At 60.0% G+C, this 12,549-nt stretch carries 5 protein-coding genes; all 5 read right to left on the reverse strand.

Features of this window, described 5'->3' with window-relative positions:
* On the reverse strand, positions 1-99 hold a 99-nt coding region (locus tag BN873_RS19175), incomplete at its 3' end, for a GTP-binding protein (protein ID WP_001363157.1).
* Between the two features lie 39 nt (positions 100-138).
* Positions 139-2,238, reverse strand: coding sequence for an elongation factor G (gene fusA / locus BN873_RS00005; protein WP_048669813.1), 2,100 nt, complete (start codon positions 2,236-2,238; stop codon positions 139-141).
* A gap of 26 nt (positions 2,239-2,264) precedes the next feature.
* Positions 2,265-2,735: a 30S ribosomal protein S7 gene (gene rpsG, locus BN873_RS00010; protein WP_048669814.1), complete on the reverse strand. Its 471-nt coding sequence runs from the start codon at positions 2,733-2,735 to the stop codon at positions 2,265-2,267.
* Positions 2,736-2,774: 39 nt separating this feature from the next.
* A complete protein-coding gene (rpsL, locus tag BN873_RS00015; protein WP_048669815.1) occupies positions 2,775-3,149 on the reverse strand; it encodes a 30S ribosomal protein S12 in 375 nt (124 codons plus the stop codon).
* 196 nt (positions 3,150-3,345) lie between these two features.
* Positions 3,346-12,075: a GH36-type glycosyl hydrolase domain-containing protein gene (locus BN873_RS00020; protein ID WP_048669816.1), complete on the reverse strand. Its 8,730-nt coding sequence runs from the start codon at positions 12,073-12,075 to the stop codon at positions 3,346-3,348.
* Between the last annotated feature and the right edge of the window lie 474 nt (positions 12,076-12,549).

Here is a 12,549-nt window from a genome sequence, read left to right on the forward strand (position 1 = left end):
GGTGATCGCCGCCGTTAACGTCGTCTTCCCATGATCTACATGCCCTATCGTCCCTACATTGACATGCGGCTTCGTTCGCTCAAACTTTTCTTTGGACACCGTACTCACTCCAACCAAAACAGATATTCAGCAAAAATTTCAGGATGCTTTCTTGACCACTGCTTCGGCGATGGTAGCAGGGGCTTCGTTGTATTTTGCAAATTCCATGGAATAGGTCGCGCGGCCCTGAGTGGCCGAACGCAGATCGGTGGCATAGCCGAACATTTCCGCGAGCGGCACTTCGGCGCGGATGACCTTGCCCGATGGCGAATCGTCCATACCCTGCAAGATGCCACGCCGACGATTCAGATCACCCATGACATCGCCCATGTAGTCTTCGGGAGTGACGACTTCCACTTTCATGATGGGTTCCAACAGGATCGCGCCCGCCTTGTGAGCACCTTCCTTAAAGCCGATTGATCCCGCGATCTTGAAGGCCATTTCACTGGAATCGACCTCATGGTAAGAGCCGTCGAAGATCGTGACCTTGACATCCACCACGGGATAGCCCGCCAGCACACCCTTTTCCATCTGTTCCTGCACGCCTTTGTCAACGGCTGGAACGTATTCTCTGGGAACCACGCCACCGACGATGGCATTGACGAACTCGTACCCTGCCCCCGGCTCGCGCGGCTCAAGTTTCAGCCAGACATGACCATACTGACCGCGACCGCCGGACTGGCGCACGAATTTACCTTCTTGTTCCACTGCCTTGCGGATCGTTTCACGATAGGCAACACGCGGCTTGCCGACATTAGCATCGACTTTGAACTCACGCTTGAGCCGATCTACGATGATTTCCAGATGCAACTCGCCCATGCCAGAAATGATAGTCTGGCCTGATTCCTGATCGGTATGCACTCGGAAAGAGGGATCTTCTTGCGCCAATTTGCTCAGGGCAACGCCCATTCTTTCCTGGTCGGCCTTGGTCTTGGGTTCCACCGCCACAGAGATCACCGGCTCAGGGAATTCCATCCGCTCCAAGGTGATGATCTTATCGGGATCGCACAGGGTATCACCGGTGGTGACATCTTTCAGCCCAACGCAAGCAGCGATATCGCCCGCACGAATTTCCTTGATTTCCTCACGGCTGTTGGCGTGCATCTGTACCAGCCGACCGATGCGCTCGCGCCGGCTCTTGACCGGGTTATAAACGGAATCGCCGGAATTGACCACGCCGGAATAGCAGCGGATGAAGGTCAGGGTACCGACGAAGGGATCGGTTGCGATCTTGAATGCCAGTGCGGCAAACGGCGAATTATCACTCGCTGGGCGCTCGCCTTCGCTCTCGGCGGCATCATCCAGCACCCCTGTAACCGGCGGCTTGTCGATAGGTGAAGGCAAATAGCGGATCACCGCATCCAGCATCGCCTGCACGCCCTTATTCTTGAACGCGGAGCCGCACAACGCCGGCACAATCTCACCTTTGAGGGTGCGGGCGCGAATCCCGGCGTAAATCTCTTCCTCGGTCAGGGTGTGACCTTCGAGATATTTATCCATTAACTCGTCGGAGGCTTCAGCGGCAGCTTCGACCATCTTCTCGCGCCATGCTTCGCAATCGGCACGCAAATTGGCGGGAATCTCGACATATTCGAACTTCATGCCGAGGCTTTCCTCGTCCCAATTGACGCCTTGCATCTTCACCAGATCGACCAAGCCCCTGAACTGGTCTTCAGCCCCGATAGGAAGCTGGATCGGCACCGGCTTGGCGCCCAAACGGCTTTCAATCTGGCCGACCACACGCAGAAAATCAGCTCCGGCACGATCCATCTTATTGATGAACGCCAGACGTGGCACACCGTATTTATTGGCTTGCCGCCAAACGGTTTCCGATTGTGGTTCCACACCGCCGACTGCGCAAAATACCGCGCACGCGCCATCCAATACCCGCAATGAACGCTCGACTTCAATGGTGAAATCGACGTGGCCAGGGGTATCGATAATGTTGACGCGATGCTCGTCAAACTGGCCCGCCATGCCGTCCCAAAAGCAGGTCGTCGCCGCAGAGGTAATGGTGATGCCGCGCTCTTGCTCCTGCACCATCCAATCCATCGTGGCTGCGCCATCATGCACTTCGCCCAGCTTGTGGGAGACGCCCGTATAGAACAGGATGCGCTCGCTCACTGTGGTCTTGCCGGCATCAATGTGAGCCATGATACCGAGGTTTCGGTAGCGCTCGATGGGGGTTTTACGGGCCACGACTCTTTATTCCTTACGAACCAAACTTACCAGCGATAATGGGCGAAAGCCTTATTGGCTTCCGCCATGCGATGCACGTCCTCGCGCTTCTTGACGGCGGCGCCGCGACTGTCCGCGGCATCCAGCAACTCACCGGCCAGACGCCGGGCCATGGATTTTTCGCCACGCTTACGGGAAGCGTCGATCAGCCAGCGCATCGCCAGGGTGTTACGGCGAATCGAGCGGACTTCGATAGGCACCTGATAAGTCGCGCCACCGACCCGGCGAGATTTCACCTCGACGACCGGCCGCACATTATCGAGCGCCTGCTCCAGCGTCTCCATGGGGTTTTCCTTGCCCTTCTCGGCCATGACATCCAGCGCACCGTAGACGATACTTTCAGCCACGGATTTCTTGCCGCGCTCCATGACCATATTGACGAACTTGGCCAGCATTTCGCTCCCGTGCTTGGGATCGGGGAGGATGATGCGCTTGGGGACTTCTCTTCTTCTGGGCATAACCGTCTCGATCTGCTACTAACGCGAATAAGGCGATATTTAGGATTTGGGCCGCTTGGCGCCATACTTGGAGCGGGCCTGACGCCGCTTGACGATACCGGAGGTATCCAAGCTACCGCGCACAATGTGGTAACGCACACCAGGTAGATCCTTGACGCGGCCGCCACGAATCAGCACTACCGAGTGCTCTTGCAGATTGTGGCCTTCACCGCCGATGTAGCTGGTCACTTCCTGGCCGTTGGTCAGGCGGACACGCGCGACCTTGCGCAGCGCCGAGTTGGGCTTCTTCGGCGTCGTGGTGTAGACGCGGGTACACACACCGCGCTTCTGCGGACAGCTTTCCAGCGCCGGCACGTTGCTTTTGGCTTTTTTGCTGGAACGCGGCTTGCGCACCAACTGATTGATTGTGGCCATTGGCCCCTACTCCAATACGCTTTGAAATTCGGTGAACCCGGCAGCGGGCGGGCGCTGTCAAAAATCCGGGCTGCAAAGACGCGGAACTATAGGGAGGTAAGACACTGAAGTCAAGCGTGGTTCTGCAATATCAGGGTAACCACGCTATGTAAGCAGTATGATAGACAAATGATCGTACGAACAAAATAACTCTGCGCTAATCCAACGCAACCCTCTCCGAAATCTCGACCTCCACCGCGTGTTCCCGACCGTCATCCAGCAAGCGGATCACCGGTTCAGGCTGTGCTACCCCGTCCACGGTCACCTGCATTCCGCCCTCGCCGGTGGCGCTTTGCGCGACCGTGATCGCGTAGCCCGTCTGCCGATAGCGGTAATGCACTTTGAATCCCGACCAGTCCGCGGGCAGGCAGGGCGCGAGATGCAACACATCCACGTCTAGCCGCAAGCCCAGCAACGATTCCACGATCAGCCGATACAGCCAGCCCGCTGATCCGGTATACCAGCTCCAGCCGCCCCGGCCGATATGCGGCGCTACCCCATACACATCGGCCGCCACCACATAAGGCTCGACCTTGTAGGTTTTCACGGCTTCGGGCGTCAGGGCATGGTGGATCGGATTGATCAGACCTAACAGCTCCCAAGCACGCTGGTGGTCACCCAGCGCGGCGAAGGCCATCGTCGCCCATACCGCGCTGTGGGTGTATTGACCGCCGTTCTCCCGCACGCCGGGCACGTAACCCTTGATATAGCCGGGATTCAACTCCGAGCTGTCGAACGGTGGATCGAGCAATTGAATCAGCCCTTTATCCCGCCGCACCAGCCGCGCGTCCAGCGAGTCCATAGCCAGGCGAGCGCGAGCACCATCGCTGGCGCCGGAGAGCACCGCCCAGCTTTGCGAGATCGAATCGATTTGACATTCGACGTTGCTGGCGGAACCCAGCGGCGTCCCGTCATCGAAATAGGCGCGGCGATACCATGCCCCATCCCACCCCTGTTCCTGAATCGCTTGGCGCAGACGATCCGCGTGCTCACGGCACTGTTCGACGAAGGGTCGATCACCGTACAAGGCGGCGACTTCGCTAAAGCGCAACAGCACGTCGTACAGGAAAAAGCCCAGCCAGATGCTTTCGCCTTTGCCGTGGATGCCGACCAGATTCATGCCGTCGTTCCAGTCGCCCGCGCCCATCAGCGGCAACCCGCGTGGACTGAGCAAGGCCAGACCGCGCAAGATAGCGCGTGTACAGTGCTGGTACAGACTCGCGGTTTCCTGGGATTGCTGGGGCAGGTCGTAATAGGAATCCTCCCCGACCGGCACCGGACGACCCTCCAGAAAGGCGACTGGCTCATCCAATACCTCGCAATCACCGGTCGTCAGCACGTAACGGGCTGTGGCCAGCGGCAGCCACAGATAATCGTCGGAACAGCGGGTGCGCACGCCCCGGTTCGACGGGGGATGCCACCAATGCTGCACGTCACCTTCCCCAAACTGATGCGCCGCGCACAGCAGTAATTGCTCGCGCAACAGCGTCGGCTGGGTATGAACCAGCGCCATCACATCCTGCAACTGATCGCGGAAACCGAACGCGCCGCCGGACTGATAGTATCCGCTGCGCGCCCACAGCCGACAGGCCAGAATTTGGTAGACCAGCCAGCCGTTGGTCAATACGTCAAGCGACGGGTCGGGGGTTTCCACCCGCACCGCGCCGAGGGTATGACGCCAGTAAGTCCGCACGGCGTCCAGGGCAGAATGGGCGGCCGCCACGCCGCGATAACGATGCACCAGCGTCCGGGCGTCCTCCGCACCATGCCGACCAGCCACCCCAAGCCTGAACACGATTTCGCGTTCCTCGCCAGGGTCGAGATCGACCACCACCTGGATGGCGGCGCAGGGGTCGAGGGCAGAGCCGACCCGGCCGGATAGTCGCGCCCAGCCCAGTGCGGCTGGCTGGTCAGGCCGACCGTTACGACCGAAAAATTCTACCCGGTCACCACTGACGGTTCGCGTCGGGTCGTCTACATCGAAAAACGCAATCCGATCCGCAAATTCGCTGTTGTAGGGATTACGTGCGAACAGCGCACCGCTGTCGGCATCGATTTCAGTGATGACATAGGGGATCGACTTGGGCCGCAGGTCGCCGAGCACCCACTCGATATAGCCGGTCGCCGATAGCCGACGCGGTTCAGTCGAGATGTTATGCACCTTCAGCGCCCAGAATTTGATCGGCGCGTCGATGGCCACATACATCCACAATTCCGAACGGATGCCGCCTTCCGTATGCTCGAAGACGCTGTAACCGAAGCCGTGCCGACTGGTGTAAGGCCCGACACCGCGCCGGGGCAGTGGCGTGGGTGACCAGTAATGACCGCTTTCTTGATCGCGCAAATAAAATGCCTCGCCGCTGGCGTCGGTCACCGGGTCATTGCGCCAAGGGGTGAGGCGAAACATGTGGGCGTTTTCGCTCCAGGTGTACGCTCCGCCGCTTTCCGAGACCACCGTACCGAATTGCCGGTTCGCCAGCACGTTGGCCCACGGTGCGGGCGTCACGTTCTCTGGCGTAGTGGTGATGACATATTCCTGACCATCTGGGGAGAAACCACCTAATCCGTTGCGGAACGCCAACTCGCGGCGTGGCGTCTCAATGGGTGTTTCGGCCTGATGGATACGGGTCGGATGAAGCACGGGCGGGTGTTTATAGGGGAGCACGCGCTGATTGATTTGCTCGGCTAGCGTGCCCCGGCCGTCGCTGAGAATGGCGCGAGCCACCGTCTGGAACAGGATGCGATCCTCGTGCGAGATTTGCTCGGCGGCACGTACAAAAATGCCGCCGGGTCGGTCGATCATATGCGCCTCATCACCGGCGGTAATCAGGCCCACGATTTGCTCCTGAAGCGATTGCCGGTAGCCCACGCGATCCTCGTTCCAGATCACCAGATCCACGGTCAGACCCTTCAAACGCCAGTAGGCGTGCGCCCGCACCAACTGGCGCACCAGTTCGATGTGGGTCGCATCCCCAATCTGCAACAACACAATCGGCACATCACCGGAAATCCCATAGGCCCACAGTGCGGATTGGCCGCGCCGGTTCTGACTGATGACGCCCGCCTCAGCGCGTAACGAAGCGTTGGCGTATAGCACGGAACTGGCCAGATGGGCGTACAGTCGAGCCTCGGCCTGGGTGGCGTCGAGCTGACGCAGCACCACCTGCGCATGGGTCCAGGCCAGTTCAAACACCCGATCCGCCAGCCGCTGATCCTGATATTTGCCGATCAGATTCCAGGCCAGCTCGCGGGTGTCGCACGCCCCACACACCAAATCCACCGTCGCGGTTTGATCGGGATCGAGCGTGATCCGATAGCGGATGGCGGCGATGGGATCGAGCACCGAGCCAGCGCTGCCGGAGAGCGCCTCCGGTTCCAGTAAGGCTTGCGGTTCGGCCACGGTGCGGCCGCGCCCGATAAACTGCATTCGGTCGGTTTCATACGACACGCTCGCTACCGTCTCGCCGCGCACCACCATCAGGGAAAACAGCCACGGCGGCTGCTCCTCGCGGGAACGGGGTCGGCGCGTGCACAGAATCGCCGGATGCGGGTGCAGGATTTCGGTCTGCGCAAACAGATTGCTAAAAGCCGGATGCAGCGCATCGGCGGCCGATGTGGCTAGCACTAACTCGGAATAGCTGGTGATCTCAATGACCCGACGGGTGCGGGATCGATTGCCAAGACGAATCCGCCGCAGTTCGATATCGTCTTCTGGCGACACCGCAATTTCGGTGTAGGACTCAATGCCATGATCGCGGCGGCGGAATTCGGCGCGGCCCTCGGTAAAAATCGCTTCGTAGCTGTCGGGTTGCTTGAGGGTCGGCTGAAAAGCGGTGGACCAAAATTCGCCGCTGTCCAGATCGCGCAGGTAACAGAAGGTGCCCCAATGGTCGCGGGTGGTGTCTTCCCGCCAGCGAGTGAGGGCTAACTCCTTCCAGCGGCTGTAACCGCCGCCTGCATTGGTCACCATCACATGGTAACGGCCGTTGGATAACAACTGCACTTCGGGGAATGGGGTGTTGGGTGTAGTAAACACCCGCACTGAATCCTCCGGGCCACCCGCGATAAGCCGACTGTCGGTCAATTCGCCGGTGGTGCGGGTGTGGAACGCGATGGTTTTAGGAAGGCGCTCCTGCAACAGCAGCGCGGTCGCCTGAAATTGCGGCGTCGCAGCAAAGCGTTTTTGCATCGGCCGATCCAGTAACAGATAGGCGAGCGCCAAAAAGCTCATGCCTTGATGGTGGGCCATATATGACCGCACCACGGCGTGATGTTGGCCGCGCGGTAACCGGGACGGCGTGTAATCGATGGCCTCGTAGAAGCCGTATGGGCCGGTAAAACCGGCGGCGGCCAAGTGCTGTAAATTGGCGCAGGCGGCTTCAGGATCGACCATCAGCGCCAGCGCGCTGGCATAAGGGGCAACCACCAGGTCACTGGCTAACCCGCGCTTCAAGCCCAAACCCGGTACGCCAAAAGCGTGATATTGGTAGTTGAGTTGGGCATCCACCGCGTTGTAGCCGGATTCCGAAATCCCCCAGGGCACACCGCGCTGCCGACCGTACTCGATTTGGCGGGCCACCACGCCCCGATAAGTCTGATCGAGCAAGGTGTGGTCATCGGTGGGCATCACCAGCAGCGGCATCAGGTACTCGAACATCGAGCCGCTCCAGGAAATCAGCGTCGGTTCGCCCGCTTCGACGCTCAACAGCCGCCCCAGGGCAAACCAACTTTCTTGGGGCAACTGGCCTTGTGCAATGGCTGTGAAAACACCCAACCGAACTTCCGACGCCAGCAGGTCGTAGTAGCTGACATCCCGCCGTCGGTCGCTGTAGTTGTAGCCAATCGCCAGCAGGTGCTGCGCTGGATCGTACAAAAAATCGTAATCCATTTGCGCCATTTCGCCGGCGTGTAGCGCCAACTGCTCGATAGCGGCAAGGCGCTCGCAGGCATGGCGGCGGGCGATCTGAAAGGCTGGCCCTGTCTCAATCAGCCACTTGCGCGCCGCTGACGCCACCGCTGGCGATAATCCGGGCCGCTGCTCCAACAGCGCCGCCGATTCCGCGTCCAGTTGGGCCAGTTGCCGCAAGGTCGGCAGAGCGCCGCTTACCAGGAACCCCGTCAACCCGCTGTCCGGCGGAGGCGGCAGCGTGAGCCACGGCGCGAGAAACAGCAGTTCATCCAACGCGCTCCGACATTGCTGGGCCAGGGCTTGCGCCCATTCCCACGCTGTTTTGTCGGCATTCTTCTCTACCTCGCCAGCGCCTTGTTCAGCGGCGGCGGTGAGCTGTTGGAGAAGCTGGTGCACGGCAACCAGTGTGCCGGGGCGCTCTGAAGCAGCCCGTTCCAAAGCTTGCTGGAATTGCTTGAGGGGCAGCGGCAACTTTTGTTTCAGTGCCTCCGCCAGCATCCCGAAGGTGTCTTGCAAGCCATCAACCCAGCGGACTCCGATAATGGGGTCGTCCGATAGCGCACGCAATCCAGACTGCAAAATCAGCAAGTGACCGGCCAGGTTGCCGCTGTCCACCGCTGAGATGTAGATCGGGTACAGCGGCTTGAGCGATTGGGTGTCGTACCAGTTGTAGAAATGGCCGCGATACTGCTCCAGGCCCGCCATCGTGCGCAGCGTGCAAGCGGTTCGCTCGGCCAGTTGCCCGGCGGTGAGGTAGCCGAAATCGTAGGCCGATAAATTCGCCAGCAACGACAGCCCGATGTTGGTGGGCGAGGTGCGATGGGCGACGGCAGGCGGCTGTTCCTGATAGTTATCCGGCGGCAGCCAGTAGTCCTGCGGCCCGACGAAGGTTTCAAAAAACCGCCAGATTTTGCGCGCGTTCGCTCGCAGGAACCGCCGTTGCTCGTCGCTTAGCCGTGCTTCACGGCGCTGCAAGGGACGGCTCAACCACCAGGCGATGCCCGGTGCCAGCAACCACAACAGCAGAACCGGCCCGGCTGCGACCAGCGCCACCGGATTGAGTAGCGCCAGACCCGCCGTCGTCAGCGCCGCCAGCGTCGGTGCGCTGACCATCGTCCGATAGAACTCCGCAAGATCGCTCCGCTTCTGGTGTGTTGCATCAGTCGAGGGTGTCCATTCCAACAAGCCCCGACCGCTGGACGCCATCCGCCACAGGGTGCGCCCGATGGCGTCCAGGCTGAAAAACGCTTCATAGGGTAAACAAGCGAGCGTGAAAACCTCATTTGCCAACTGCTGAAGCAGCGACCACGCGGCAGTGCTGAGATGCTGGCGCCAGCCGATATCACCGGGTTTGCCCACCAGCCCCGGAAACGCGGCAATGGCCGGCGGCAATAAGAGAATACCGAGCACGGCCAACGTCCAAAAAACTGGACTCGCCAACACCAGCCAGCCCAGCACCAGCAACAGCGTCAACGCGGCTGGGGCCACACTGCGGCGCAGGTTGTCGAAAAGCTTCCAGCGGGATAAGGCGGTCAGTGGATTTTTGCACGAGCGCCCTTCCAGATCGGGCACGCGGGGCAACAGCCAGTGCGCGATTTGCCAGTCCCCGCGAATCCAGCGGTGGCGGCGACTGACATCCACGCGGTAGGACACGGGATAGTCTTCATAAAACTGCACATCACTTAACAGGCCCGACCGCGCGTAACAACCTTCCAGCAGATCGTGGCTGAGGATGCGATTTTCGGGAAAGCGACCCGCGAGCGCGTGTTCGAAGGCATCAACATCGTAGATGCCCTTGCCGATGAAAGAGCCTTCCTGAAACCAGTCCTGATAGACATCGGAAACAGCCCGTGTATAGGGGTCAATACCCGCATCATTGCTGTGGAGCCGGGCGTATCTGGAGCGGTTCATGCCGGTCAGGCTCACGGTAACGCGGGGTTGCAAAATGCCGTAGCCTTGCCGGACGCGCTGCTGACTTTCATCGTAATGCGGCCGATTGAGCGGATGCGCCATGACGCCGACTAATTCGCGGGCCGTATCGCGCGGCAATTGGGTATCGGTATCCAGCGTGATGACGTACTGGACGTTTTCCAGCATCGTCGTATCGCCGACAACCCGCGAGAAGCGGTCTCCAGCCTTGCCTCGCAAGAGGGCGTTCAAATCGCCCAGCTTGCCACGCTTGCGCTCGTAGCCCATCCAGACCCCTTCCTGGGGATTCCAGCGGCGTGCTCGGTGAAACAGAAAGAACGCATCCTCACCCCTGGCTCGTGGGTATTTTTCGTTCAGTGCGGCAATGCCTTGTGCGACTGCCGCGACCAGCGCCGCATCTTCCGGCAGCGTCTCCTGTGGCGCATCACGGAAATCAGTTAGCAAGCCAAAATACAAATGGTGATCCTGATTGGCCAGGAAGCGGACTTCCAGCCCTTCCAGTAAGTCGTCGATGGCCTGAAAGCTGCTAATCAGCGTCGGCGTGACCACCAGAGTCCGCGCTGTCGGTGGAATATCGCTGGAAAAATCCAGCCGTGGCAGGGTGAGCGGCGACACCAGCCGCGTTGCCAGCCAATTGGTCAGCGCCACCGCCAGATGGCTGGTGGCCACCACCGCCAGTAGGCCCAGCAGCACGAGCATTCCACTCGACAGCCCTTCAATCCGCGCCTGGCTGAGCAGGCTGCCGGTGAAGACCGCCGTCATGAGAACTATCGCGCCCAGATACAGCGCTAAAGGAAATTGGCGACCCGCTCGGATCAAGGCCGCCGCTGGGTGAAAACGGGCCTGCACCAGGCGTTCGAGCTGCGACAAACCGGCGGTGACTATGAGGTAGTAGCCGACATGCGCGGCCCGGTCGCTGCGATGAGAGCGGGCGGCCTGATCCCTGGCCAGGCCGATGGCATGGCGGGCGACCTCGGTTTCGGCTAACGGGCTGTTTCTCGCCAGCTTCTCCACGATATGCCGGTAACAGTCCCGCGTTGCGAAATCCATCCTGCCGTAAACGCCGCTCGGATCGTCCCGCAAGATATGCTCGACCGCGCTCAGCGTCTCCACGAACTCGCGCCAGTCCATCGCCCCCAGGGCGCGCAGACTGCCGATACTGTTGCTGACCGATACCTGATTGGCGGCTTGTTGCTGGGTCTCGGCTTGAACCGATTGCTCAATGGTCAGACCCAAATCCGCAAGATGCTGCTCGATCCACGACAGCGGCAAAGCCAGCGTGGCGCTTTGGCCTCGCAAGCGTCGCACCAATTCCGCCACAAAAGCGCTCGATAACGACGGGTTGGATCGGGCCATGTCGGCCACGGTCAAAACCAGATTTTTCGGGTCTGTCTCGACCATCGCCGTCAACTGATCAGCCCAGTCTCCGGCCCGATGGCGGTCGGTGGCGCTGGTAGCGATCCGGGCCGCCGCGCGCCGCAGATTCTCGATCAGCGCCAGCCGCAACATGATCGGCACCGCCCACAATTCGCCGAGTTTGAGAACCGAGACGCTCTGGTAAGCGGCGATAAAGCGACTCAGGGTGTCCGGGTCTACCCGACCGTCGCCGTGCGCGATGATTTCCAGGGCCAGATCGTACACACGCGGCAACCCGGACGACGGCCCACCGCTCAAACGGGGCAGTTCCCGACTGTAGCCTTTGGGCAGGTGGCGTTTGGCGGTGCGGATTTGTTCTTCGATCAGATAAAAATTGTCCAGCAACCACTCCCCGGCCGGGGCGATTCGTTGCTTCGCAGTCACTGCTGCGGTTAGCAGCGTGCAAACCTCGGTCAGGACGCGCTCGTTTTCGGTCAGGCGCGCCAGTAGTCGATCAGGGAGTTGTCCGACCAGCAATGGGTGGGAAGCTGCCAAGCGCTTGCCATGCTGTTCCATCTGTACGGCGCTGAACAGCTCGGCACGCAGCGGTGGTTCATCGGTAGCAAGATGACTCGTGGAACCGCGACCGGAGAGCCGCGCTTTCAGTAAGGGCAAGGCTTCACGAATCCGCATGAGAATGGACGCCGTTGTTGGGAATCAGTGAAGAAGCAGGAGAGCTAAAGCCGGAAAGCCGGCGAGCAAAACCCCTCTGCCTAAGCATCCTGACCCGCAGGCGTTATATCGGTGATGCCGGGGCTATCGAGTACGAACGCCAGGGCATTGAATGTGAAGGTGTCTAAAGCCTGAGAGGTGACCCTATGACCACCGAGCAGCCAGTAGATGATCTATGTGATATTAGAGGACATACGACCGATATTATCGTTAGCTAATTAGACAACATAAATCGTTAAAGTTCGTTCAAATTTTGTTTCAATCTAGTGCTATCGTCGCCCGTTCCCGGCCACCGCTGCTGTGCGAGGCCAGCGGGGCAAATTCCTGACTGCTGCAATGACAAGGCGTTTGTATAGAGCAGACCCACACACGCCAAGGCGGCAATTCTCGCTAGGCGTTCCCGCCAGATTCTGATTAGAGTATGTAGGGATGGGT

It is taken from the genome of Candidatus Competibacter denitrificans Run_A_D11 (assembly GCF_001051235.1).
GTDB classification, from domain to species: Bacteria; Pseudomonadota; Gammaproteobacteria; order Competibacterales; family Competibacteraceae; genus Competibacter_A; species Competibacter_A denitrificans.

What these genes read in the sequence shown, in the direction of transcription:
- rpsG (WP_048669814.1), bottom strand. Translation starts at nt 2,735, where the DNA reads ATGCCCAGAAGAAGAGAAGTCCCCAAGCGCATCATCCTCCCCGATCCC.
- rpsL (WP_048669815.1), bottom strand. Translation starts at nt 3,149, where the DNA reads ATGGCCACAATCAATCAGTTGGTGCGCAAGCCGCGTTCCAGCAAAAAA.
- BN873_RS00020 (WP_048669816.1), bottom strand. Translation starts at nt 12,075, where the DNA reads ATGCGGATTCGTGAAGCCTTGCCCTTACTGAAAGCGCGGCTCTCCGGT.